General features: G+C 36.8%; 22 protein-coding genes. 6 read left to right on the forward strand and 16 right to left on the reverse strand.

Features of this window, described 5'->3' with window-relative positions; all coding sequences use genetic code 11:
* Window positions 1-63: 63 nt before the first annotated feature.
* From K7G93_RS06020 to dapA, 3 genes are all read right to left on the reverse strand, one after another.
* A complete protein-coding gene (locus K7G93_RS06020; RefSeq protein ID WP_226690720.1) occupies window positions 64-975 on the reverse strand; it encodes a DMT family transporter in 912 nt (303 codons plus the stop codon).
* Window positions 976-983: 8 nt separating this feature from the next.
* The gene (gene bamC, locus K7G93_RS06025) at window positions 984-1,997 is read right to left on the reverse strand and encodes an NlpB/DapX family lipoprotein (RefSeq protein ID WP_226690719.1); all 1,014 of its coding nucleotides are present in this window, start codon (window positions 1,995-1,997) and stop codon (window positions 984-986) included.
* A gap of 102 nt (window positions 1,998-2,099) precedes the next feature.
* The gene (dapA, locus tag K7G93_RS06030; RefSeq protein ID WP_224045610.1) at window positions 2,100-2,996 is read right to left on the reverse strand and encodes a 4-hydroxy-tetrahydrodipicolinate synthase; all 897 of its coding nucleotides are present in this window, start codon (window positions 2,994-2,996) and stop codon (window positions 2,100-2,102) included.
* A gap of 180 nt (window positions 2,997-3,176) precedes the next feature.
* Between dapA and bcp the strand changes: the two genes are divergently transcribed.
* The 5 genes from bcp to K7G93_RS06055 all read left to right on the forward strand — a co-directional run bounded on the left by bcp (window position 3,177) and on the right by K7G93_RS06055 (window position 8,637).
* The gene (bcp, locus tag K7G93_RS06035) at window positions 3,177-3,641 is read left to right on the forward strand and encodes a thioredoxin-dependent thiol peroxidase (RefSeq protein ID WP_049216231.1); all 465 of its coding nucleotides are present in this window, start codon (window positions 3,177-3,179) and stop codon (window positions 3,639-3,641) included.
* A 142-nt stretch (window positions 3,642-3,783) separates the two neighbouring features.
* Window positions 3,784-4,767 carry an MBL fold metallo-hydrolase gene (locus K7G93_RS06040; protein ID WP_226690718.1) on the forward strand — a complete coding sequence of 328 codons (984 nt, stop codon included), beginning with the start codon at window positions 3,784-3,786 and terminating at the stop codon, window positions 4,765-4,767.
* 118 nt (window positions 4,768-4,885) lie between these two features.
* Window positions 4,886-5,713: a class II glutamine amidotransferase gene (locus K7G93_RS06045; protein ID WP_049216233.1), complete on the forward strand. Its 828-nt coding sequence runs from the start codon at window positions 4,886-4,888 to the stop codon at window positions 5,711-5,713.
* 255 nt (window positions 5,714-5,968) lie between these two features.
* On the forward strand, window positions 5,969-7,210 hold the full coding sequence (locus K7G93_RS06050; RefSeq protein ID WP_191134499.1) for a serine/threonine transporter: 1,242 nt from the start codon (window positions 5,969-5,971) through the stop codon (window positions 7,208-7,210).
* Between the two features lie 62 nt (window positions 7,211-7,272).
* Window positions 7,273-8,637, forward strand: a complete 1,365-nt coding sequence (locus K7G93_RS06055; RefSeq protein ID WP_115323031.1) for an L-serine ammonia-lyase — start codon at window positions 7,273-7,275, stop codon at window positions 8,635-8,637.
* Window positions 8,638-8,673: 36 nt separating this feature from the next.
* Here the strand turns inward: K7G93_RS06055 and K7G93_RS06060 are convergent, their stop codons facing one another.
* Complete coding sequence (locus K7G93_RS06060; protein WP_308443513.1) at window positions 8,674-9,237, reverse strand: DUF1287 domain-containing protein; 564 nt, start codon at window positions 9,235-9,237, stop codon at window positions 8,674-8,676.
* The gene (gene dnaE / locus K7G93_RS06065; protein ID WP_226690716.1) at window positions 9,237-12,713 is read right to left on the reverse strand and encodes a DNA polymerase III subunit alpha; all 3,477 of its coding nucleotides are present in this window, start codon (window positions 12,711-12,713) and stop codon (window positions 9,237-9,239) included. The genes K7G93_RS06060 and dnaE overlap by 1 nt, the downstream gene beginning before the upstream one ends.
* A gap of 102 nt (window positions 12,714-12,815) precedes the next feature.
* Here dnaE and K7G93_RS06070 point away from each other — a divergent pair, with 102 nt between their 5' ends.
* Window positions 12,816-13,382: a GNAT family N-acetyltransferase gene (locus tag K7G93_RS06070; protein ID WP_226690715.1), complete on the forward strand. Its 567-nt coding sequence runs from the start codon at window positions 12,816-12,818 to the stop codon at window positions 13,380-13,382.
* A gap of 106 nt (window positions 13,383-13,488) precedes the next feature.
* Here K7G93_RS06070 and K7G93_RS06075 read toward each other — a convergent pair whose 3' ends face one another.
* From K7G93_RS06075 to K7G93_RS06125, 11 genes are all read right to left on the reverse strand, one after another.
* Entirely contained in the window at window positions 13,489-14,943 is a 1,455-nt protein-coding gene (locus K7G93_RS06075; RefSeq protein WP_049216238.1) for a catalase, read from the reverse strand.
* 184 nt (window positions 14,944-15,127) lie between these two features.
* Window positions 15,128-16,333 carry a BaiN/RdsA family NAD(P)/FAD-dependent oxidoreductase gene (locus K7G93_RS06080; protein ID WP_226690714.1) on the reverse strand — a complete coding sequence of 402 codons (1,206 nt, stop codon included), beginning with the start codon at window positions 16,331-16,333 and terminating at the stop codon, window positions 15,128-15,130.
* 124 nt (window positions 16,334-16,457) lie between these two features.
* The gene (locus K7G93_RS06085; protein WP_226690713.1) at window positions 16,458-17,294 is read right to left on the reverse strand and encodes a tetratricopeptide repeat protein; all 837 of its coding nucleotides are present in this window, start codon (window positions 17,292-17,294) and stop codon (window positions 16,458-16,460) included.
* Window positions 17,291-17,785 carry a heme lyase NrfEFG subunit NrfF gene (gene nrfF, locus K7G93_RS06090; protein ID WP_226690712.1) on the reverse strand — a complete coding sequence of 165 codons (495 nt, stop codon included), beginning with the start codon at window positions 17,783-17,785 and terminating at the stop codon, window positions 17,291-17,293. Before nrfF ends, K7G93_RS06085 begins: the two co-directional genes overlap by 4 nt.
* On the reverse strand, window positions 17,785-18,312 hold the full coding sequence (locus K7G93_RS06095; protein ID WP_223668391.1) for a DsbE family thiol:disulfide interchange protein: 528 nt from the start codon (window positions 18,310-18,312) through the stop codon (window positions 17,785-17,787). Before K7G93_RS06095 ends, nrfF begins: the two co-directional genes overlap by 1 nt.
* Window positions 18,313-18,357: 45 nt before the next feature.
* Complete coding sequence (gene nrfE, locus K7G93_RS06100; RefSeq protein ID WP_226690711.1) at window positions 18,358-20,262, reverse strand: heme lyase NrfEFG subunit NrfE; 1,905 nt, start codon at window positions 20,260-20,262, stop codon at window positions 18,358-18,360.
* A 107-nt stretch (window positions 20,263-20,369) separates the two neighbouring features.
* Complete coding sequence (gene nrfD / locus K7G93_RS06105) at window positions 20,370-21,329, reverse strand: cytochrome c nitrite reductase subunit NrfD (RefSeq protein WP_226690710.1); 960 nt, start codon at window positions 21,327-21,329, stop codon at window positions 20,370-20,372.
* Complete coding sequence (nrfC, locus tag K7G93_RS06110) at window positions 21,326-22,006, reverse strand: cytochrome c nitrite reductase Fe-S protein (protein WP_049216244.1); 681 nt, start codon at window positions 22,004-22,006, stop codon at window positions 21,326-21,328. Before nrfC ends, nrfD begins: the two co-directional genes overlap by 4 nt.
* Window positions 22,003-22,650: a cytochrome c nitrite reductase pentaheme subunit gene (gene nrfB / locus K7G93_RS06115; RefSeq protein WP_226690709.1), complete on the reverse strand. Its 648-nt coding sequence runs from the start codon at window positions 22,648-22,650 to the stop codon at window positions 22,003-22,005. The genes nrfC and nrfB overlap by 4 nt, the downstream gene beginning before the upstream one ends.
* Before the next feature lie 90 nt (window positions 22,651-22,740).
* The gene (gene nrfA, locus K7G93_RS06120) at window positions 22,741-24,201 is read right to left on the reverse strand and encodes an ammonia-forming nitrite reductase cytochrome c552 subunit (RefSeq protein ID WP_049216246.1); all 1,461 of its coding nucleotides are present in this window, start codon (window positions 24,199-24,201) and stop codon (window positions 22,741-22,743) included.
* A gap of 479 nt (window positions 24,202-24,680) precedes the next feature.
* Window positions 24,681-25,151, reverse strand: coding sequence for a surface-adhesin E family protein (locus tag K7G93_RS06125; protein ID WP_223667311.1), 471 nt, complete (start codon window positions 25,149-25,151; stop codon window positions 24,681-24,683).
* Window positions 25,152-25,361 lie beyond the last annotated feature (210 nt).

A 25,361-nucleotide genomic window follows, 5' to 3' on the forward strand; every position in this document is an offset into this window, starting at 1 on the left:
TTGTATTTTAAAAGCGATTAAACAACAGGTTACACTATTTTAAGTCGTATTCTAAAAAACAGCCTAATTGAATTTACCTCTTAGACAACAAACACAACCTAAAATGACTAATAATGCGCCTCCACCTTGATATAAACTGATTACCTCATCTAGGGTAATATAACCAACGGCTGCGGTAGAAAGTGGCACAAGTAGTTGAATAATATTAAAAGTGACTATACCTTGTGTTTTCATAATAAAAAATGACATAAGCATCCCTGTCATCATACCATAGACACCCGCTAAGCTCAGTCCAATTAAGGCACCAAAACTTACATCAGTTAAATTAAAAATCACTTCACTTTGCCATGCCCAAATTAAATAAATAACGCCTGACAAAAACGCAGTAAATGCACTGATGATAATAACATTTAAACCGCCTGCAATATTTTTGACCACTAAATTTTGAATTGATTGAATAAAAATAGCTGTCGTGAGAAATAACGCCCCTAAAATAAAGTCATTCTCAACCGCACTTTGCTTACCATAAAAGACAAAAAGTAAGGAGCCAATAATTAAAATAGTGCTGCCAAATAAGAACTTTACATTAGTCACTTTCTGTCGTTCATCAGGATAAAAAATAGCTGCCATTAATACTGATAACGGCATGGCTAATACACCAAAAACACTTCCTGATAAAGCAGAAGTCTGTTTCATGCCATGAATAAAGAAATACATATTCCCTGTCATAAAACAGGCTAATATCAATAATTTCAATAAATATCGATAGTCTTGTAAAACAAGTTTGAGCTCTGCTCTAAATTTTAACATGCAGATTAAAATAAAAACGCTGCCCCCTGACAAAAAGCGGACAGCGTTGTTATTTAGTGTATCAAAGTGAATGCTCATATAGCGCATAATGGGAAAACCAATTCCCATTAATACAATATAACTTAAGCGAACAAACCATTCATTGCTTAAATTGAGCATTCTCATTTTGGCTGTTATCTCGCTAGGACATTCTGTAAAGCTTGATATACTGCTTGTGCTTGAGCACCTGAAAGGGCTTTACCATCTTCGTCCGTCATCACGACTGCACTTTGTTTTCCTAGTGCACTTAACTGCATAAAATAAGTCCCTTTACCTAAACCAGTGCTTGTTTCTGAACTACCAAATGGCCACCACCAACTTTTCGCCCCTGCAGGACTGTATCTTAATTCTCGAGAACCACGACCAGCTACTTCATCTTTAATACTAAATTCAAGCTGTGGCAATACTTGACCTAGCTTTGCCCAAGCTTGATTAAAAGGTGCCGCTAACACTAAAGCCTCTCGGCCGTTACTGTCAGTCGCAAAGCTCGATTGAATAGGTGCTAAATTAGTATTACTCAACGATTGTACTTGTTTTTGATAGGCTGAATTTAATTCGCCGACTAATTGATTTAAACGATCTGAACTATAACGCTGTTTATCTACTATATTAGGAGTAAAAATTACATCATCACGCTTCATTTGTAACACGGATATAAAGAGTGCACTATAACCACCTGAGCTGACTTGCTCGATTTCATAACGAATTTGTGTTTTGCCAATATCATCACTCCGCCCAGTTGTTGTCCAATCCGTTATAATTTTATTACCATCTAACTTATACTCTATACCTTGCTCTTTTAATAAACGCTGAACTTGTACTAGACTATATACTTGTTGTTTGTCTTCAGGATAGGCAATAAGTGCTCGTTCACCATCAAATTGAGCAATTGAGTTTTGAATAATCGCTAATGGATTTTCAGGTGGACGGATATCAATGTGTTGTGCTTTTTTTACTTTAATCTGAGGAAGTTGATAAGTGGTATCTTGTTTCGGTAAATTCACACCACCAGTAGCTAAAGGCATAAATGCAGGTAGTGCATCATCTGAATTTTGATAGGTATCATTAGCTTGTTGTTTACTTTCATTGCTTGCAGAACAAGCTGCAAGTGTAGTAATAAGTGCAAAAGGGAATAACCACTTTTTCATAAAATTTTTCCTTCATTTTAATTTTTAAATTACCGCACTTTGACAGTGAAATGATAAAAAAGTTTAGGGTCTTATAATACAGACCCTAAACTAATCGGTGAATTAAATTAATCCCGCTATTTTCAATGCATTTTCAACTTTAGGTTGCAAAGATTCACTTAATGTAGTTAAAGGCAAACGTAAGGTTGGTGTTTCAATCAAGCCTAAACGATATGCAGCCCATTTAACAGGAATAGGATTAGATTCAACAAAAAGATCTGTATGTAACGCCATGAGACGTTGATTAATCACTTCAGCCTCATCAAATTTACCAGCTAATGCTAAATGACACATTTTTGCCATATCAGCTGCAGCAACATTGTTTGTGACAGAGATCACACCTTGTCCACCTAATTTCATTGATTCAAGACCTGTTGCATCATCACCACTTAAGAAAATAAAGTCCTCTCCAGCAAGTTCTTTAATCTTTGCAACACGAGTTAAATCACCTGTTGCCTCTTTGATACCAACAATATTTTTAATTTGTGATAAACGTCCTACAGTCTCAGGCAATAAATCGCTGCCAGTACGTCCAGGTACGTTATATAGGATTTGAGGTAAATCTGTACATTCTGCAATTGCTTTAAAATGTTGATACATTCCTTCTTGTGTTGGCTTATTGTAATAAGGTACGACAGACAGGCAGCCCGCGACACCACTATCATTTAAGAGTTTTGTCATTACGATTGCTTCACTTGTCGCGTTCGCGCCCGCACCTGCAATAATCGGAATACGCCCATCGGCAAATTCAACTGTTTTTAAAATTGTTTTGACATTCTCATCAATACTTAATGTAGCCGCCTCACCTGTCGTCCCCACCGAAACAATCGCATCAGTACCCGCATTAATATGATGCTCGACTAAATTTTTCAGTGCTACAAAGTCAATCTCACCAGAGCTGTCCATGGGTGTCACAATTGCAACAATGCTACCTGAGAATAAATAATTATTTGCTGACATAACGCCTCCTGAGCATATTTATAAATTTGAAACTAGTTTTCATTTTGAATGATATTCATTCTATTGTTTGTTTTGTTGAGTTTGCTTGTAAATTGCAGTTTAAGATCGCTAAAATAGTCTTAATTTGCAAGTCATTTTTGAAATTTTTTATCTAAACTTATTTTTCATAGGGAGATTTTGATGAAAATCTTACAAATTGGAGCTTCTGCACCACAATTCACGCTTTTAAATCAATACAATGAGCCGATTTCTCTAGCACAATTTGCTGGTAAAAAAGTGCTCATTTATTTCTATCCTAAGGCCCTTACACCAGGTTGTAATACTCAAGCCTGCGGCTTACGTGATAGTAAGACAGAATTGGAAAAATTAGGTGTAGTCATTTTAGGGATTAGCCCTGACTCACCTGAAAAACTGGCTAAATTTACTGATAAGAAGGCACTTAATTTTCTTTTACTTGCTGATCAAGATCATCAAGTGGCAGAGCAATTTGGCGTATGGGGAGAAAAGACATTTTTAGGCAAAACGTATCATGGTATTCACCGCATCAGCTTTTTGATCGATGAAAAAGGTAAAATAGAACAAGTTTTTACTCAATTTAAAACCTCAAATCACCACCAAGTTGTATTAGATTATTTGACCAAATAAACTTCTCAAAAACTCACCGCACTTTAACAAAACTGTTGTTTTCCAAAGTTTGAAATATCAATGGAAGTGCGGTCATTTCTCATAAAAGTTTTGTATAATATTTCTCCTCAATTAAAAATGAATTATATTTAGGTGAAACAACATGATGTACTATTGGAAAAAAGCGATTTCACTTTTCTTATTAGTGTGTGCTTTTAATGCACAAGGAATAAGTTGCACAAATTCGAATTTAGATGTTGTAATTTTAGGCTCAGGTGGACCTGAAATCGCACTTTTCAGATCAAGCCAACCACTACAGCCCCGAGCTTCAGCAAGTTATTTACTACGTGAAAATGGTCAAGCAAAGTTTATCATTGATCTTGGTTCAGGCGCATTACAACGTTTTGCGCAAACCAACGCAAAAATAGAGGATTTACAAGCTATTTTAGTCACTCATTTTCATGTTGATCATATTAACGATCTACCTACACTTATTAAATCGTCTTTTTTTTCTGAACGAAAACAAGATCTCCTCATTTACGGTCCAACTGGCAATGAATTTATTCCAGATACAGTGGATTTTCTCAGTCGCCTATTAGGTGAAAAAGGAGCCTATGCTTATCTTGCTGACTTTCTAACTGGTGAGGAAAGCTATCAAATCATACCTACTTCGGTCGATGCCAATAAGCAACAACCAACCATTTTTCATACGACTATTGATGGATTTGATATTAAAGCAGTGGGGACTGAACATGGGTTACTCCCTGCACTTGCATGGCGGATTGAAAAAGCAGGTTGTTCAGTTGTTTTTTCAGGTGATACAAGTAATCTAGGCCGTACTTTAGATCTGATTACAAAAGATGCCGATTTGTTTATTGCACACAATGCGATACCCGAAACAAGTCAAGACAATGTGGCACAAAAACTTCATATGCGTCCATCTGAAATTGCTCGAATCGCACATAATAGTAATATAAAAAATCTCGTACTTAGCCATTTAATGCGACGTACGGAACAGGTCAAAACACAGACAGAACAAGTAATTAAATCTCAATTTCAAGGTAATATCACTTTTGCAAATGATTGTGACATTTATTCAATTAAAACAGGCAATAAAATCGGCGAATGTACCAACTTAAATCTGTAATTAGTTCACTATAGCTTATAACTTTTTTATCTAATTTCTTTTTATTTTTTATATTGAAAATTTTTAGATTATAGTGTTAAATCTGTGCAAATTATAAGGTTATTTTAGATATTTTTTTATGTGTCAATTATTAGGAATGAATTGTAATACACCCACGGATATTGTTTTTTCTTTTGAGGGGTTTCGTCGTAGAGCAGGCTTAACAGATTGTCATTCTGATGGATTTGGCATCGCATTTTTTGAAGGGAAAGGAGTACGTGTTTTTCGCGATAATAATGCGGCACACTCTTCTCCTATCGCAGATTGCGTTAAACAATATCATATTAAATCACTCAATGTTATTGCCCATATTCGTAAAGCTACACAAGGCGAAGTTAATATTGAAAATACACATCCTTTTATCCGTGAGTTATGGGGACAAAACTGGGTATTTGCACATAATGGTAACTTAACTACAAAATTTGATTTAAACAATTCATTATACCAACCTATTGGTAGTACAGATTCTGAAGCGGCTTTTTGTTACATGGTAAGTGAGTTAAAAACTCGTTTTAAAATCAAGCCTACAGAAGATGAGTTATTTGATGCGTTACAACAAATCACACATACTATTTCGACAGGTGGTACATTCAATTTTATCTTATCTAATGGCGAGTGGATGATTGCACATTGTTCAACAAATCTCCATTACCTGACTCGAAAAGCACCCTTTGGTAAAGCCCAACGTGTTGATGATGATGGGATTATTGATTTCAATGACTATGCTAAAGAAGGCGATCTTGTCACGATTATCACGACTTTCCCACTGACTAAAGACGAAACCTGGACAAAAATGGAATATGGTGGTTTTGTCTTCTTCAAACAAGGGGAAAAAATTGCTGAAATTATTGGTGTCAAAAGGGAAGCTATTGATGATGGCACTTTAGGTTTAGCAAAATGTGCTTAAAATTAAAGGTTGAATAAATGATAAATCACTATTCAACCTCATATTCCATAGAGAAATATACTGTTTAAATTAAATTTTACATTATTTATCTATTATTTTTTAAGCAAACAGCATATAAAAAAACGATCTAAATCATATTTTCTCCATTTAACACATCTCTCCTTTTGAATTTATTATTCAATCTCTTTACTATATATCACTCTACTCACTAACAAGTCCTTACTGGTTATTTTCCTATTTTCTATGGAGTTGTATATGACAAAGAAGTCTGATGTAAAATGGAACAAATTTAATCTCCTTTGGGCACTCAATTTATTTGGTACAGCAGTTGGCGCGGGAGTCTTATTTCTCCCAATTAATGCTGGTCAAAGTGGCTTTTGGCCCCTTATTATCATAGCACTTATTGTTGGACCTATGACTTACTTTGCGCACTTAGGGCTGACACGTTTCATCCTTTGTTCCTCAAAGAAGGGAAGTAATATAACTGAGGTTGTAGAAGAATATTTTGGTAAATCAGCAGGAAAACTCATCACTTTTCTCTATTTTTTAGCAATTTTCCCAATATTATTAATCTATGGTAACGGTATTACAAATACAGTAGATACTTTTCTTGTTCACCAAATGGCTGTTATGCCGCCTAACCGAGCATTACTTTCTCTTATGCTGATTGCCTCATTAATTGGAGTCATGCTACTGAGCGAGAAAACTATGCTTAGAATTACAGAGTTTCTTGTTTATCCACTTGTATTTATTCTGTTTGTTTTATCAATATATCTTATACCGAAATGGAATATAGCGACGATAACTGAATTACCAACATTGAATCAGTGTCTCAGTACACTATGGATTACATTACCTGTATTAGTGTTTTCTTTTAATCATTCACCAGCAATTTCTTCTTTTACTCAATCTCAACAACGCCAATACAATCATCCTGACACGACAGAAAAACATGCCAGCCATACATTAAAGTTGGCCTCAACACTATTACTTATTTTTGTTATGTTTTTTGTATTTAGCTGTGTATTAAGTTTAACACCTACTGAACTTAGTCAAGCTAAAAACCAAAATATTAGTATCCTATCTTTTCTCGCAAACAAATTCCATAACCCTTATATTTCCTACTTAGGTCCACTAGTCGCATTTCTTGCTATTACAAGTTCCTTCTTTGGGCATTATTTGGGGGCAAAAGAGGGCTTAATCGGCTTAATGCAAAAGATCATGCCGCATAAACATCTAAGCCACAAAAAATTAAATTATCTAACCGCACTTTTCTTCTTTCTCACGCTATGGAGCGTTACCATTCTAAATCCTAGTATATTAGGGTTAATCGAATCTTTTGGTGGTCCTGTAATTGCAACAATCTTATTTATTATGCCGATGTATGCAATACGTAAAATCAATGCTATGCAACGTTATCGAGGTCATTTATCTAATGTATTTATTACAATTCTTGGATTGTTTACTATTTCAGCAATCATTTATAAACTATTTTAAAATTTGTAAATCCGTGTAGAATACACGCCCTCTTTTTTTAATTAATAAAAATATAGTATGTTATGATTAGTGTTTTTGATATATTTAAAATTGGCATCGGCCCCTCAAGCTCACATACCGTAGGACCAATGAAAGCTGGTAAGCAATTTATTGATGACTTAATCAATAGAAATCAATTGGAGCAAATTGCTAAAATTCAAGTGGATGTCTATGGAGCATTATCCATGACTGGACATGGGCATAACACAGATATTGCAATCATTATGGGGCTTGCAGGTTATTTACCTCATAATATTGATACTAATTTAATTCCCACTTTTATTTCTACTCTCAAACAAACCGAACTTCTCTCCATCGCCGAAAATCAAAAAGTCGTACAATTTAATATGGATGAAGATTTAATCTTTCACCAAACTTTTCTACCCTTGCATGAAAATGGCATGCGTATTACTGCATTTTCTCAATACAATACGATGCTATACCAGCAGACCTATTACTCTATTGGGGGAGGTTTTATTGTGAATGAAGAAAGCTTTAATAAACCTAAAAATCATGACTACTCAATTCCGTTCCCCTATCATAATGCCGCTGATATGCTAAAACATTGCGATGATAACGGATTCACTCTCTCTAGTGCGGTGATGAGAAATGAAATTGCTATACATGGTCAAGAAGCGTTATCTCACCATTTACAACAAATTTGGCAAAGCATGAAATCTTGTATTGAACGTGGATTAACAACCGAAGGATTACTACCAGGTCCATTAAAAGTACCACGTAGAGCAGCTGGTTTATATCGTATGCTAAAATCAAATAGTAGTTTATCTAACGATCCAATGGGTGTTATTGACTGGGTTAATATGTATGCTCTAGCAGTGAATGAAGAAAACGCGGCAGGCGGGCAAGTAGTTACTGCGCCAACTAATGGTGCTTGTGGCATTGTCCCTGCGGTCTTGGCTTATTATGAAAAATTTATTGCGGATATTACACCTGAAATTACAGAGCGCTATTTACTAACTTGTGGCTTCATAGGCTCTCTCTATAAAATGAATGCATCTATTTCAGGCGCAGAAGTTGGTTGCCAAGGTGAGGTAGGAGTAGCATGCTCCATGGCTGCAGCTGGATTAACCGAAATTCTAGGAGGAAGTCCAGAACAGGTATGTATTGCAGCTGAAATCGCTATGGAACATAATCTTGGTTTAACTTGTGATCCAGTAGGTGGGCAAGTACAAGTACCTTGTATTGAACGCAATGCTATCGCGGCTGTAAAAGCAATTAATGCAAGCCGTATGGCGCTCCGTCGCACCACTAGTCCTAGAGTTACATTGGATAAAGTAATCGAAACTATGTATGAAACAGGTAAAGATATGAATGTAAAATATCGTGAAACATCACAAGGTGGATTAGCCATTAAAGTCATTTGTTAGTTTAAATCGAGACTTAATATGAGGTCCTATTAATTATTAATAACGATAATGCGCAATTATTTTATACCTAAATAAAATATCTTCTTCTTGGGTTCCTTGACCAATATTATGAATAATCAATGGAATACCCTCTTTGCTCTTTTTATCTGACACTATACCAATATGAGGTAGATTACGAGGTAAACGCCATGTGACAATATCACCTGCTTTAAAAGAGGATAAATCTGTCAAAGAAAGTGACCTAGCATGCCGCTTAAAAAAAGTTTCCAAATTAGGTACACGGCGGTGATCTATATTTGTGTCTGTTGCTTTAAGCCCCCAAATTTTGGGATAGTTTGCCCAAGCTTTCTTCATATCTTGATGGACTAATTTTTGTAAATCAACTTTTTGCTGACGGTAAGCACGAATAACAACATCCGTACATACACCAGTATGTATCGGCACATCACCCATTGGAAAATCGATCTTACGGTAAGCGGGATCATAACCAACTGTGATATTAATTTGCTTACGTGCATCATTGACTAACTGATGAAAATCAGTCGCAAAACTTACGATAGGAAACAATAAAATAGCATAACTAATTAAAGCTTTTTTCATCATTTAAATTCCAATTCCACTGCGCTTTCACCTAGATTTTTTGCCAATTCAGCTAATAATTCATCCGTTGGATTGACTGACCATTGCACTCCCATTTTGAGACGGCATTGTCCCTGAGGGCTATCATAATAAATATTAATAGGTAATGTGCCACCACTATAAGGCATTAACATTGTTTTAAATTCACGGATAAATATAGGGGTGATTTTTTCATGTGATAAATATATCGCAAGCCCTTTCGCATAACGGCTACGAGCTTCATCCAATGTCATCAACTCACGCACTGCCATTTTTAATCCACCAGAAAACTCATCAAAGCTCACTTGCCCAGATACAACTACAACCGTATCTTTTTGCAATTTATCCCCAAACTTTTCTAATGCATCGGCAAATAAAGTAATATCTAAACGTCCCGAACGATCATCTAAGGTAGCAATACCTAAACGATTCCCTTTTTTAGTCACCGCAAATCGTGACGCAACCACTAAACCAGTTGCAGTGCTGATTTGACCACGATAATTAGGCACTAAATCTTTCAAACGTGTCGCACTATAATGAGAAAGCTCTTTCAAATATCGACTGACAGGATGACTACTAAGGTATAGACCTAAAGTTTCTCTCTCACCATCTAAGATAACTTTTTCAGGCCAAGGTGGTGTGCTCGCATAAGCTTTTTCTACATCCTCATAACTGTCTGTTAAAACTCCAAACATATCAGTTTGACCGATTGCAGCATCTTTAGCATGTTGATCAGAAGCTTTTAAAGCGTCTTCGAGATTCTTTGATAATGCAGCACGATGAGGACCTAATTTATCAAATGCACCTGACAAAATTAGGCTTTCAAAAGTCCGACGGTTAATTTTCTTCAAATCAACCCGTGCACATAAGTCAAATAGATCTTTAAAAATACCGCCTTGGTTACGAGCATGAATTAACGCCTCAATCGGACCTTCTCCCACACCTTTAATTGCTCCAATTCCATATACAATTTCACCTTGTTCATTCACACTAAAATGATGCTTACCAGTATTAATATCAGGTGGAGAAACTGTTAATCCCATACGTATACATTCATCATACAAACCAACAATTTTATCAGTATTATCCATTTCCGAAGTCATTACTGCTGCCATAAATTCAGCTGGATAATGAGTCTTCAGCCAAAGCGTTTGGTAAGAAACTAACGCATAAGCTGCCGAATGAGATTTGTTAAAGCCATAACCTGCAAACTTTTCTACTAAGTCAAAAATCTTCATCGCAAGGTCACCATCAATTCCTTTCTGAATAGCGCCTTGTTCAAAAATTTCTCGTTGTGCAGCCATTTCCTCTGGTTTTTTCTTACCCATAGCACGACGTAATAAATCAGCACCACCTAATGTATAGCCTGCTAGCTCCTGTGCAATTTGCATGACTTGTTCTTGGTATACGATAACCCCATAAGTTGGCTCTAAAATTGGTTTTAAACTTTCATGTTGATAATCCTTATCAGGATAAGCAACTACTTCATCACCATGTTTACGATCAATAAAGTTTTGTACCATCCCTGACTCTAAAGGACCAGGTCGGAATAGTGCAACTAGTGCAATAATATCTTCAAAACAGTCGGGTTGCAGACGCTTAATCAAGTCTTTCATCCCCCGTGACTCTAACTGGAATACTGCTGTAGTTTCTGCGCGCTTTAATAACTCAAAGGAATCTGGATCATCTAGCGGAATTGTTGCAATATCAACGGCAGGTTTACCTTCTTTTGCTAAACGGGTATTGATCATATCTAATGCCCATTTAATGATCGTTAATGTACGTAACCCTAAGAAATCAAACTTTACTAAGCCCGCATATTCCACATCGTTTTTATCAAAATGTGTTACTGGATGCTTACCCTCGGAATCACAATATAAAGGCGAAAAATCAGTAATTAAGCTTGGGGAAATAACAACACCACCAGCATGCTTACCTGCATTTCGAGTAACTCCTTCCAACTTACGCGCCATATCAATTAGAGCTTTCACTTCTTCATCAGAATCATAAATTGCTTGTAACTGAGGCTCCACTACAAATGCTTTAGCAAGTGTCATGCCAGGATCAGGTGGAATGAGTTTAGAAATACGGTCAACGAAGCCATAAGGATGTCCTAAGACACGACCAACATCTCGGATGACGGCTTTTGCAGCCATCGTACCAAAAGTAATAATTTGCGAGACCGCACCTCGTCCATACGTTTCCGCGACATGCTCAATCACACGGTCACGCCCATCCATACAAAAATCAACATCAAAGTCGGGCATAGATACACGTTCTGGATTTAAAAAGCGCTCAAAAAGCAAGTCAAATTCTAACGGATCAAGGTCAGTGATTTTCAATGCATAAGCAACGAGTGAACCTGCACCAGAACCACGTCCTGGTCCTACAGGAATGTCATTATCTTTCGACCATTGAATAAACTCCATCACGATCAGGAAATAGCCAGGAAAACCCATTTGATTAATCACGTCTAGTTCAACTTGTAAACGCTCATCATATTCTGACCGCCTTTCTAACCGCACTTTTTCATCAGGAAATAATACTTTTAAGCGCTCTTCTAGCCCTTCTTTCGATTTCTTGACTAAGAAATCTTCTGTAGAGAGATCACCTGTTGGAAATTGTGGTAAAAAATATTCTCCTAAGCGTATGGTGACATTACAACGTTGTGCAATTAGCAGTGTGTTCTCTAAAGCAGAAGGTATATCCGCAAATAAATCGCACATTTCCTGCTCTGAACGAAAATATTGCTGTTCGGTATAAAGTTTTGGGCGTTTAGGATCATCAAGAGTATAGCTATCATGAATCGCAACACGAATCTCATGTGCTTCAAAATCATCTGAATGTAAAAAAACAACGTCATTTGTTGCGACAACAGGGATAGAATGGGATTGTGCTAAGTTTAACGCAAGCTTGACATAACGTTCTTCATCATGACGCCCAGTGCGGCTCAAGCTCAGATAAAAATGGTCTGTGAAATATTTTTGATAAAAAGCAACCGCACTTTCTAGATCTGCTTGATTATCTTTCAATAATTTTTTACCTACATCGCCCTGATGTCCACCAGACAAGACGATAATGCCCTCACGATGTTCAATTAACCAATCTTGATCAATATAAGGTAAATCTTGGTAGCCACGCTCATAGGCTTTAGAGAGTAATAATGTAATGTTTTTGTAACCTTCATTATTTTTTGCCAATAAAGTCAGTTCAAAGCGCTCATCCCCTAAAAGATCACTTTTAACTAACACATCAGCACCAATGATAGGTTTAACCCCCGAAGACAGCGCTTCGCCATAAAAACGCACTAGACCACAAAAATTGGTAAAGTCAGTCAACCCCATTGCCACCATATTATTTTCCACACAGGCTTTAATTAATGGTTTGACTTTAGCTATTCCATTAATCATTGAAAAATCACTGTGAACACGCAGATGAACAAAACGGGGTTGTGACATAAAAAAGCATCCTTGAAGTGCATAAACTCAGGCAAAAAGTGCAGTCTATTTTAGCGAGATTTTATCAACTGTACAAATTTGGCTAGAGTAAAAGAAGTCTTTATGCTAAGTTATAAACAGTCAAAAGTAGAGAAATATATGCAACGTTTAACCTTAATCCAACCCAATTTAACGCATAAAAATCAAATTCTAAATTATCAACAAGCCTATCAAGCTGCTAATCTTGTATTGCATGGCGCAGGTCAACTACAGCAGTTTTCAGCAAAAAATTTTGCTGATTGGTTGGACTATATCCAAGCACCTGCTGGCACTCATCTTTTCGGTTATGAAAAAAAAGTAAAGGATAGCTCCTATCTCGCATGGCATAATAACGAAAATCGCATGATTGGCATGATTAATATCCGACATGAATTAACCCCCCACCTTTTACAATATGGTGGTCACATTGGCTACTCTATCCATCCACAAGAATGGCGAAAAGGCTATGCGACAGAAATGCTCGCTCTCTCATTAGAGAAAACAGATGAGCTTGGGATCAAAGAAGTGATGATTTCATGTGATAAAGACAATATTGCCTCAAGTAGAGTCATTATTAAAAATAATGGTGTGCTAGAAAACGAAATCAGACTTGATGGTAAAATAATTCAACGTTATTGGATTAAACGTTGATAGGTATATTTGGGTCAGGAAAAATTATGTTTATATAAGACTGTCTTTTCTCATAAAAAAGGCTTGAGTTTCCTCAAGCCAAAATCATAAAGTTCTTATCAAAATACTATTTTGCTAAATTCGCACGAATTGCATTTGCTAACTCAACACTGACTTTCTCAAAATGTGCTAATTGTTTTTCAACAATTTCACTATCAGTTACTGCAGATAAACCTGCTGCAAGGTTTGCTGCTATACGTGCTTTTTGATCTGCATCGAATAGGTTATAAAGTGCTGCTGGCTGTGTATAATAATCTTCATCATAACCACGGAAATCAAAATGTGCTGCTGAACGTTCTAATTCTAATGCTGGCTCTTGTTGGTGAGTCGGTATATAAGTATTAAAACGGTTTGGTGCATAGTTAGGATGTGTACCACCATTGTTATCTACACGCATTGCTCCATCACGATGTGTTGTGTGATATGGGCATTTTGGTGCATTTACAGGAATTTGATGATGGTTAACACCTAAACGGTAACGTTGCGCATCTTGGTATGAGAATAAACGCCCCTGTAACATACGGTCTGGAGAGAAACCAATTCCCGGAACGATGTTAGAAGGTGCAAACGCCGCCTGTTCAACTTCTGCAAAGTAGTTAATTGGGTTTTGATTTAATTCTAGTACACCAACATCAATCATAGGGTAATCTTTATGTGGCCACACTTTTGTTAAGTCAAACGCATAGTTATGTTTGTGCGCATCTGCTTCTGGCATAATTTGCACCTGCACATTCCAACGAGGGAACTCACCTCGCTCAATTGCTTCATAAAGATCTTTTTGGCTCGATTCACGATCTTCACCCACAACCTTAGCCGCTTCTTCATTAGTATAGAATTTGTGACCTTGTTGTGTTTTGAAATGGAATTTCACCCAAAAACGCTCATTTTGTGCATTGATAAAACTATAAGTATGGCTACCGTATCCATTCATGTGACGTAAATCACTTGGAATACCACGATCACTAAAAAGAATCATAACTTGGTGTAATGATTCTGGATGACGTGACCAGAAATCCCATGCTGCATTTGCATCACGCATATTAGTTTGCGGATTACGTTTTTGTGTATGAATAAAATCAGGGAATTTCAATGGATCACGGATAAAGAATACTGGAGTATTATTACCAACTAAATCCCAGTTACCTTGTTCTGTATAGAATTTTAATGCAAAACCACGTACATCACGCTCAGCATCAGCTGCACCACGTTCACCTGCTACAGTTGAAAAACGTAATAAAACTTGTGTTTCTTTACCAACATGACTAAATAAATCTGCTTTTGTATATTTAGTAATATCATGTGTTACTTTGAATGTACCATAAGCAGCAGAACCTTTTGCATGAACAACACGCTCAGGAATACGCTCACGTGCAAAGTGTGCTAATTTTTCTTGATACCAAACATCTTGTAAAAGTAATGGGCCTTTGGCACCTGCTGACATTGTATTATCATTATCAACAACAGGAACGCCAGCTGCGTTAGTTAAAGTCGCTGAACCATGATCAAATGGACATTTAGACATAATATAACTCCTTATAATTTTAGATTGTGAGTAGAAGTACAACGGATTACAAAATAATAAAGGGACTTCTCTTCATCCTTTAAATTTTGATGGCATTATATCGACTTACCTTTTGAACTCAATCTATCAATTCGATTGAAATCAGCTATTAAAAAACTAAAATTAATTAAAGATTTCTATTAAATTAAGTATCAGACAACGCTATTGCACAAGCGTAAGCTGAGCTCCAAGCCCATTGAAAGTTATAACCACCTAACCATCCTGTCACATCAAGCACTTCTCCAATAAAATAGAGCCCTTTGACTTGATGACACTCCATGGTTTTAGAGGAAATTTGCTGAGTATCGATCCCTCCCATTGTGACCTCCGCGGTTCGATAGCCTTCAGTGCCATTTGGGATGAATTGCCAATGGTGAATAAAATCTTCAAGCTGTTGTAAGCTTATTTTATTCATATCAGCAATCACTTGATCCTGAATCAGTTGCTGCTCGAACCATAACTCAATCAGCTTCTTTGGTAACACTTTTACTAAAGCATTTTTAAGCTGCAATTTTGGTGAAGTAACACGCAATTGTTGTAAAAACTCTCGAATATTCTGATAAGGCAACAAATCAATTTCTATTGCTTCATTGGGGTGCCAGTAATTGGAAATTTGTAAAATAGCGGGGCCAGAAAGACCACGATGTGTAAATAACATATTGTTAGTAAAAGATTTACTACATTTTGCTGTGGCAGTAATAGGGAGAGCAATGCCTGAAAGAGCGGTATAAAATTTGTCATTTTCACGCCAAGTAAAGGGCACAAGGCTGGCTCGTGGTGCAATAACTGACAGTCCAAATTGTTCCGCAATGTGATAACCAAATGGCGAAGCGCCAAGTCCTGGCATTGATAATCCTCCTGAGGCAATCACTAATGAGTGACAATACCAGTTTTGCCCATTTGCTATGAGTTTAAAGCGAGCTTTATCAGGATCTGCGAGTTGTTCAACATGTGTAATCTGTTGACGTAATTGAATCTTAACTTGATTTTTGTTACATTCTGTCTCCAGCATTTCAACAATCTTTTCTGAACCTTCATCAGTAAATAATTGCCCTAACTCTTTCTCATGGTAAGCAATACCGTATTCCACAACCATTGCAATAAAATCCCATTGAGTATAACGGGCTAGTGCAGATTTAACGAAATGTGGGTTTTGAGAAAGATAATGTTGTGGTGTGACATCAAGATTAGTGAAGTTACAAAAACCACCGCCAGACATCAAAATTTTACGCCCGATTTTTTTCCCATTATCTAAAAGAGTGACCTGTTTACCGAGTTTAGCACTTTGAGCAGCACAGAATAAACCTGCCGCACCTGCACCAATAATGATAATTTCTGAATAGTTGTCCATGTTGTTGAGTACAATTAAAATATTGCCTGTAGTTGTTTAGAGAACTAAATACTCACAAGTGAAATATAGATGCGCTGATTTTTAAGCTTAGCCTGACTATCTATAATAACCAGTGAATATTGCGTTATTTTGACTGCTGTAACAGCTCAGCCATCTGAATACGTTGGATCAAGGTTTTACGATCTAAATTTGAACGCTCTGAGTCTAACATTTTTTGCCAGATTTTTGCGGCTTGTTGATAGTTTTTTTCTACAAATGCGTTTGTTGCGACCAAAGATAAGCTCGCGGTATCTAGTGGATCTTGATTTAATGCCTGTTGCAATAACTCTTGAATTGGTAAAGTAATCTGTTGATTTGACTGGTAATAAATCGCAGTAGCAATTGCACCTAAAATATACGGCTGAGAGCCGATTAGTTGTTCCGCATTTCGATAGGCAATTAACGCATGCTCAAACTCATTATTCTCCATATAAGCTTGCCCTAAAGCGAACCAATTCTCTGCATGATTTGGATCTTGACGTAATTTCTGTTGAATTTGTAGGATTTTATCTTCATTTTGTTGTGACATTGCTTGTTCCATCAAACGCATCTGTTGCTGTAAAAATGCTTGTTCCCCTTGTTGTACTGTTTGATAACGATCAAGAGAAAAATAATACAATGCAGGTAATAGCAATAAGCATAGTACAATCAATAACATCGCCTTAGTGGAAAACATGTTTGACTTGTGTACAGATAATTGTTCAAAGCGCAGTCGATTTTGCAACAGTTTTTCATCATCTAATAGACGCTCTGCAAACTCTTGAGCTAATTCTTGGCTTGGATTCATTGACATTTGTTCGCGATACAAAGCGACATTTTTCTGCTGGCGATAATTACATTGCCAATCTTTCCATTTTGCGAAAGGCAAACTACTTACCACAATAACAATCACCGCAAAAATCAATAATCCCCACCACATCATTTTTCTTTTCCTATTTGCTCGACTTGTTTCAACAATTGTTGTAATACTTTCTGTTGTTCGATCCCTAATTCTATTGTTTCCTTTTCTCTTTCACTTATCGAACGACGATGTATAGACCTTAACATCAACAGGATAGCCAAAAGTAACAATGTAAATGGTAATCCCCATAAAATAAGCGTTGTCCATTGAAATGGTGGCTTATACAACACAAAATGACCAAACCTCGCAGTCATATTATCAATAATTTGCTGATTCGTTTGCCCTTCATCCACCATTTTATACACTTCAATACGTAAGTCATGAGCAATCGGTGAATTTGACTCAACTAAGTTTTGGTTTTGGCATTGCGGGCAACGTAATGATTTAGCTAACTCAACAGCACGCACACGATCTTCGCTACTTTTAAATACATAAGTATCCACTATGTTCGCTTGGACAAACGTAACCATAAACAAGAGAAAACTCCCCCAAAACCAACCGCACTTTTTCATTATTTTGCCTCTAGTTTATTCAATTCTGGTACAAACCATTGCTGCCATACTTGTGGATTTAATGGCCCAGAGTATCGATAGCGAACAATACCATATTGATCAATTAAATAGGTTTCGGGCGCACCATCTACACCTAAACTTAACGCTAGCTCACCTTTACTATCATTAATCGTTAAGATAAAAGGATTGCCCATTTGAGTTAACATCGCTACAGCATGTGGGGCTCGATCACGGTAATTTAACCCAACAATCTTGATAGACTTAGCTAGCTCCATTAAAAAGGGATGTTCTTGCTTACAATAACTACACCAACTCCCCCACACATTTAATAAAAAGGTGCCATGAGGTAAATCTTTATTCGTTAAAACTTGTTCCGTTTTTAATAAATTTGTTTGATAAAATTCAGGTATAGGCTTACCAATCAAGGCAGATACAATTTTTTTCGGATCTTGCTGTAAACCGATAAATAGTAATAAGCAAACCGCTAAAATGACAAAAAGAGGTGAAAATAAAAGGAGCCTTTTCATGTTACTATGTTGCATAAGATTTTTCTTGTTTAGCATGCCTTTAGTCTATATGTGTTTTGAGCGCCATAACGCCAATGTTGCGAATAAAGCGCCTAATGCCATTAAGATACCGCCAAACCATAGCCAGCGAATAAAGGGCTTATATTGTAAGCGAAAAGTGAACTCCCCTTCATTTAGCTTATCTCCCATGACAATATACACATCACCAAACCAACCCCATTCAATACCGACTTCACTCATATTCATAGTGCGTACATCATAATAGCGTCGTTCTGGATAAATCGTTGCGTATCTTTGCTGGTTTTTATAAACCAAAAATTCAGCTTTTTCACTAGTATAATTAGGACCAATTTCATTTTTAAAACCAAGGTAATGAAATTGATATTCGCCCAGTTGTTGCCGTTGATTTGGTGCAAGACGCACACCAATTTCACTACTATAATAACTACTCATAATAGCGCCTATCGCGGTGATAGCCACACCTAAATGCGCGATTACCATTGCTAATTGTCGTAAAGACAGCTTATACCAACTCGTCCAAACTGTCGCAAATAACAACCATATACTTAAACTTAATAAAATATAAGCAGTCAGATTAAAATGCAGTCCTTCATCAGCTTGAACATATTGCTTAATCATGAAATAAGCAATAAATAAAGCGGGTATCAATAATAAACTACGTTTCAATAAAGCAGGTCGATAATAAGTTTTCCAGCGTAATGATAAAACAGCGATCATCGCAAGTATGATAATAATAAATAGTGGTAAAAAGATCGTATTAAAATAAGGTGCCCCAACTGAAATTGATCCCCACTGAAAAGCAGTAAATAAGATGGGATAAAAAGTGCCAAGAAATACGCTTAATGTTGCAATAGTCAGCAAAATATTCAGTAATAGAATGGCGTTTTCTTTTGAAATTAGGCCAAAACGCACCGCACTTTGTTTTAAATTTACGCGTAATGCAAATAAAGTCAATGCACTGACTGTCAGTAAAAAGAATAATATAAGTAAAGCAATTCCACGTTCACTATCAACAGCAAAGGCATGTACTGAAGTCAAGACACCAGAACGCACAATGAATGTACCAAGTAAGCTGAATGAAAAGGCGAGTAAAGAAAATAAAATAGTCCAATAGTTAAAAATACCACGCTGTTCAGTAATAGAAAGGCTATGTAATAAGGCTAATCCTAATAACCAAGGCATTAACGATGCGTTTTCTACAGGATCCCAAAACCACCAGCCTCCCCAGCCTAATTCGTAATATGCCCACCATGAACCTAATACAATACCTAAAGTAAGAAATAACCAAGAAACGAGCACCCAAGGTCGCATCATACGAGCTAACGCGGCATCTAAGTGTCCACTTAATAATGCGGAAATCGTAATCGCAAAATTAACCGCGAAACCTACATAGCCTAAATACAATAAGGGTGGATGAAAAATTAACCCAACGTCCTGCAACATGGGATTAAGATCACGTCCTTCCAAAGCTTGTGGAAAAACACGCTCAAATGGATTAGAGAAAAAGAGAATAAAGCAACAAAAACCTAAACAAATCAAGCCCAAAACGGACAAAGTACGTGCTGAAATAAAAGGGTCCAACTTTCGGCTAGCAAAAGCAAACAGCATTGTCCAAAGCGTTAAGGCAAACAGCCAAAATAACATGGAGCCTTCATGTCCTCCCCATGTTGCTGATAGCTTAAAAAACAGCGGTAATTGGGAGTTAGAATGATGAGCAACGTATTGCACAGAAAAGTCATCTACCGCAAATGAATAAACTAAACTGACTAAAGCAATCGCAGTGAAAATCCCAAGTAAATAACTCAAATTCCATGCCAAACTAATCCTAGTTGGCTTAGCTTGAAAAATACCGATATGTGGCACTATTGCGAGCAATAATGCCGTAAAAGTAGCAATAATCAGTGCATAAAAACCAAGTTCAGGGATCATATATTCAGCTCATGACTCTAGAGAAATGAAATATTAAGTCAATAAATTAAAAAGGCGAACCCAATGTAACACAAAGGAATCCGCCCTTATTACTCATTCTGGCGACATTATGCTAATGTCATTTGCCCTGCATAGAGAATAAAGAAGCGCAAACATAGCACGCCGATTAATCCTAAGCAAGAAACCAGTAGCATAAAGCCTTTATTATGTTTTAAGTTATCCGTTGCAACTGCATTAAGGAAAAGTGGTAATACTAAACCAATCCCAACAACACCAAACCAAAATACATTTGCCCAGAAACCACCTAAAAGAGCGGTCTCAAATGCGACAGTTTTCTGCCCACCACCTAAATATAAACCAATAAAGAAAGCAGCAAGTAAGAAGATTTCAATATAAATCACAGGCAGTTCAACCTTATGTAAGAAGGCGAGTGATTTAGAATGCGTTTCTTCTTTAGTAAAAAGTAAACTACAGAAAATCAAGGCAGCAATACCAGACGAAGTACCAGATGCTAAAAATAAAATTGGTAACACGGGGTTATTCAGCATTGGATAACTTATTAAAGCAGATAATAAAAAGCCAGTATAAGCCCCCAACAGTACAGATAATATAATTAAAATAATCTCTATTAAATCTGTAAACTTCGCTACAATCGCAATAAGTGTATTCACAAACGCCAAAGGCTTAGCATATTTCTCAATTAAATTTGCCACTAACTTATGGAAAATAATAGCTAGCCAAATAATTAAGAACAGCATATATACTTGGAATAACATGACTCCCATCGACATAATGGATGTTGTGCTGTAATTAAACATCAGATACCAGAATGTCCAAGGTTTAGTTAGGTGGAAAATTAAAATCACTAAACCAACAATAATACTCAATGGCGCCAGCCAAGCTGTACAGCGAATAACATTGTTTTCGGCAGGGTCTTGTCCAACGAGTGTCACTCGTTTTAACAGCACAGCTAACATTGTTGCCCCTGCGGAGATCCCAAGCAAAAACAAATAAACTGCAATGGTATGATCCCATACTAAAGACGGGAAATGAAATGGACTGTTCATCGTCTGAGCTCCCCTCTTTTCGCAGGTACATGGTAAAGATTTGGATCCGTTCCCAACTCTACTTTTGTACGATAGACTTGTTTTTCTTTTACTTTTTGCACGATTTCACTGTTTGGATCATTCATATCCCCAAAAGTTAATGCCTTCGTCGGGCAAGACTCGACACAAGCAGGTTGTTTCCCTTGTGCAAGATTAGTATCACGGCAGAAATTACATTTATCTGCAGATTTATACACTGGATGAATGAAACGGACACGATATGGGCACACGGCAATACAATACTGACAGCCTACACATAAGTCTTTGTGCACATCGACAATGCCAGTTTCTGGATCAACAAAAGATGCGCCTGTTGGACATACATGAACACAAGGTGCATTACTACAATGTTGACAAGAATGGCGGAAAAACTCATATTCCGCATTTGGAAATTCGCCATAAGGTTTACTACGGATAATCTCCAAACGTGAAACACCCTCTGGAACTTGGTTTGTTTCGCGACAAGCATCCATACATGCAGTACAGCCAATACAAGCAGTTTCATCATGTAACATTGCATAACGAATTGGCTTTTTCTCATCGCTAATCTGTTGTCCCACTGATTTAATTGATGTTCCCGTCATGAGGATTAATGCTCCCATGCCAGAAACAAAGTTTCGGCGTGAGCAAACTGTCATTTTTTATCCTTTTGTTCGGTCGCATAAATATGTGGCGATTTTAACGCCTCTATACGTTTTTGCTGTTCACCATGGCAATCTACACAAAGTTTCACCTGTTCTTTTTGTGGAATGCCTGACATTTTATCATTAGCAGGATGTAAAGTATGGCAGCTTGCACAAGGCAATTTCATGGCATGTACATCATGTGCCCACAGTTTTTCCTGTAGTTTTTTGGGTTGGTGGCAAGCAAAGCACACTTGGTTTTGTTCTTGTACAGTATACATTGGCTGTTTATCACCAAAAATATCACCATGAAAACGCATCACGTCTTTTGCACCACGACGGTGATCTTCTGAAATATTACCGTGACAATTTACGCAAGTGATTGGTTTACCTGTATTAGGATTTTTTTCAGATAAGTGTGTTCCAAGGAATTTACCAAAGTGAAGATCTCCACCTGACTGACTATCATTTGCTTCTAATTTATGACACTTAGCACAATATTGGTTTGGATCACGTTGGTTTTCTAATTGTGGCTCATAAATGAGCGGACTAACTTCACTATTTTTAGCCGTGTCTGCATTTGCAACAGAAATAAAGCCTAGTACAGCTAATCCAAGCACAATCGCTATTCCTTGTTTTAAAACGGAATTTAAGCTCATTTTTATTCCCTCAAAAGTAGTGTTAAAAGCACCGCACTTTATCTCATGCTTGCACATAAAAGTGCGGTCATTTTTTTACAAAATTTCTGTTTATTTCTCTGCTGGAAGTAAGCCCTTTTCACGTGCTTCTTTATCCCATTGAGGAACAACAGTTTTGAGGAATTCTGCTTTTGCTTTACGATCTTTCTCAATATCCACACCCGTTGCTTTCCACGCATCTTCAGGAGTTGAAATATTAGGTAATACAATCGGCTCAGTAATACCGTGTTTCGCCAATACTCTCACTAATTGAGTTCTTGCATCTGCTGCACGATCTAAACCTGTGCCAAGTACTTTTAGTAACACATCAGGCGCATGAATATGACCGCCATGTCCTGCTGCAGAGTAGTCCCAACGCCACTGTGCATGACGAATAGATTGTAAAGCATCTTTCATTTCTTCTTTTGTTGCACCAGCCTCCCAAGCGGCTTTTGCTTCAAAATGCGCTGCAACAAGCTGATCTTCTAGACGTAACATCACATCTTTAATTTCTGCTTTACGTGATTTCACAATTTCTTTTAATTTTTCTTTACTTTGATCGTGGCAATTTGCACAAGTATGCTCAAATGCGTTAAATGGATTACCTATTTGGTGATCTGTGTATACTCTACCATCTGCAGCCTGTACTTTTGGCATATGGCAATCAATACAAGTGACCCCATTCTTTCCATGTACGCCTAACATCCATGTTTCATAATCTGGGTGCTGTGCCTTTAACATAGGGGCTTTTGATACAGCATGAGTCCAATCGACAAAACCAATATCATCATAATATTTTTCCATTGCATCTACTGTAACACCATTATCCCAAGGGAAAGTGACTTGTTTTAAATCGCCCGCAAAATAGTATTCTACATGACAGTTTGCACAAAGCGCGGCTCGTTGATCTGTTTTATCAGAAGTTTCAAATTTATGATCAATTTTTTCTAAGGCACGTAACACATATGGACGCGCAATACGCAGTGCTGGTTTGCCTTCTGCAAAGTCTTTTGATGTAGTGTCATGGCAATCAGCACAACCAATTGGATTCACAACTTCAGCACCCCCACTCGCCCAAGTAGCACCGAAATAACCCGCCTCACCACGCTCTGCAATCAAGCGCGGTACATCTGGACTTTTACATGCCCAACACGCCATTGGCATTGGGCCTGCATCAGGTGTCATAGGCGAACCTGTACGTAAAATATTGCGTACATCAGTAACAGCATAAAAGTGACCACGAGGTTTATTGTAATCTTTAGCAAAAGCATAACCCGCCCATAACACAACAACGCGTGGATCTTCATAATTCACCGAGTCAAGATCAGTAGATTGAGCGGTATTAGCCCAACTTTCATATTGTTTTGGGAATTGTGATTTAAAGAGATCATTCCTAGATTCAATCTTCAAATTTGGATTTGCTGGCTCAACTGGCTGTGCAATTGGTTTATATTCAGCTATTGCGCTTGGCACAACTGATAAACCCAATGCAACTGAAATAGCAATGAGTAGGCTTTTTTTGAATGCGTTCACGATAATTACTCCATAAAACAGGTTTAACCTTAAGATGACTTGTGTCTACAAATACTCATAAAAATCATCAACCACCACAACATTGTTAATGAGAATTTTTATCATTAAAAACAACATGATAATTGATAAAAAAAGATCTAATTCAGGCTAAAAATAACAAATAACCATGAGATTTGCTTAAGTATTTGATGATTTATTGCTTTGGATCAAAAATTTGAATAAGAACAATTAGAAAGGAAAAATTTGCAGCATAAACAATACCTCCAAATAGGTATGTGTCACATGTTAATCATAAGGAAAAACATACTTCAGTAACATTTTTTCAAGAACAAATCAAAATAACCATTTAGAGGTATTTATTTTTTTATGCTACATAAAAACAAAAAATCAATAAAATTATTTTTTATGGCTAAAATTATATAAAATGCAGCCAGTGCTAGCTGCATTTCTTCTCTATTTTAGAATAGAAAACAAGTAATTTAGTGCTGATAAATACCAGTACAAACAACCTGTCCTAAAATTCGGTAAGGAGAATTTTTATACAATCTAGCTAACGATGTATTGTGAATGGTAATTGGTGATTTGATACCATCTCCCCAAAACTCTGTATAATAAGCACTATTCACTAAAGTTAAGCCATGGCTTTCACAATTAACTAGAAAAACTTTGCGCAATGATTTCGCATATTGTAGAGGTTGTTCAGGATACGCATAAACACTCTGAGGAAGATTTTGGACTAAATCAAAAGAAACTAAATTCTCATTTCCTAGTACTTTCTTTACAGTATAAGTATCAATAAATTGATCTTCTTTTAAACGCACAAAACCAGATTTAACTAATGAAGGTAGCGTTAGATTTATATTTTCAGGTTGAATTTTTTCTTCTACTGGTCGTTGAGTACATGCACTGAAGCTCAAAATAGCGAAAATAATAAACAATAATTTCTTCATGATTCCCTCTTTGTTAAATCATTTCTGTTGAGAAAAAACACTTAGCAAAACATACTTTTCTTATTCTAACGAGAGAATCCTATCGACAAAAGCACTTTCTCTATTTTTAGAGTAATAGCAGTTAGTCGTTTCAACGCAAGAAAATTATAAACAACTATCGCAAACGTTTGCCTAAGCATGATACAATTCATTATATTCAATTTTATCGTC

The organism is Pasteurella canis (assembly GCF_020810675.1).
Taxonomy (GTDB): Bacteria; Pseudomonadota; Gammaproteobacteria; order Enterobacterales; family Pasteurellaceae; genus Pasteurella; species Pasteurella canis.

Coding starts and splice junctions, on each gene's coding strand:
- K7G93_RS06020 (WP_226690720.1), bottom strand. CDS start 975: ATGAGAATGCTCAATTTAAGCAATGAATGGTTTGTTCGCTTAAGTTAT.
- bamC (WP_226690719.1), bottom strand. CDS start 1,997: ATGAAAAAGTGGTTATTCCCTTTTGCACTTATTACTACACTTGCAGCT.
- dapA (WP_224045610.1), bottom strand. CDS start 2,996: ATGTCAGCAAATAATTATTTATTCTCAGGTAGCATTGTTGCAATTGTG.
- bcp (WP_049216231.1), top strand. CDS start 3,177: ATGAAAATCTTACAAATTGGAGCTTCTGCACCACAATTCACGCTTTTA.
- K7G93_RS06040 (WP_226690718.1), top strand. CDS start 3,784: ATGATGTACTATTGGAAAAAAGCGATTTCACTTTTCTTATTAGTGTGT.
- K7G93_RS06045 (WP_049216233.1), top strand. CDS start 4,886: ATGTGTCAATTATTAGGAATGAATTGTAATACACCCACGGATATTGTT.
- K7G93_RS06050 (WP_191134499.1), top strand. CDS start 5,969: ATGACAAAGAAGTCTGATGTAAAATGGAACAAATTTAATCTCCTTTGG.
- K7G93_RS06055 (WP_115323031.1), top strand. CDS start 7,273: ATGATTAGTGTTTTTGATATATTTAAAATTGGCATCGGCCCCTCAAGC.
- K7G93_RS06060 (WP_308443513.1), bottom strand. CDS start 9,237: ATGAAAAAAGCTTTAATTAGTTATGCTATTTTATTGTTTCCTATCGTA.
- dnaE (WP_226690716.1), bottom strand. CDS start 12,713: ATGTCACAACCCCGTTTTGTTCATCTGCGTGTTCACAGTGATTTTTCA.
- K7G93_RS06070 (WP_226690715.1), top strand. CDS start 12,816: ATGCTAAGTTATAAACAGTCAAAAGTAGAGAAATATATGCAACGTTTA.
- K7G93_RS06075 (WP_049216238.1), bottom strand. CDS start 14,943: ATGTCTAAATGTCCATTTGATCATGGTTCAGCGACTTTAACTAACGCA.
- K7G93_RS06080 (WP_226690714.1), bottom strand. CDS start 16,333: ATGGACAACTATTCAGAAATTATCATTATTGGTGCAGGTGCGGCAGGT.
- K7G93_RS06085 (WP_226690713.1), bottom strand. CDS start 17,294: ATGATGTGGTGGGGATTATTGATTTTTGCGGTGATTGTTATTGTGGTA.
- nrfF (WP_226690712.1), bottom strand. CDS start 17,785: ATGAAAAAGTGCGGTTGGTTTTGGGGGAGTTTTCTCTTGTTTATGGTT.
- K7G93_RS06095 (WP_223668391.1), bottom strand. CDS start 18,312: ATGAAAAGGCTCCTTTTATTTTCACCTCTTTTTGTCATTTTAGCGGTT.
- nrfE (WP_226690711.1), bottom strand. CDS start 20,262: ATGATCCCTGAACTTGGTTTTTATGCACTGATTATTGCTACTTTTACG.
- nrfD (WP_226690710.1), bottom strand. CDS start 21,329: ATGAACAGTCCATTTCATTTCCCGTCTTTAGTATGGGATCATACCATT.
- nrfC (WP_049216244.1), bottom strand. CDS start 22,006: ATGACAGTTTGCTCACGCCGAAACTTTGTTTCTGGCATGGGAGCATTA.
- nrfB (WP_226690709.1), bottom strand. CDS start 22,650: ATGAGCTTAAATTCCGTTTTAAAACAAGGAATAGCGATTGTGCTTGGA.
- K7G93_RS06125 (WP_223667311.1), bottom strand. CDS start 25,151: ATGAAGAAATTATTGTTTATTATTTTCGCTATTTTGAGCTTCAGTGCA.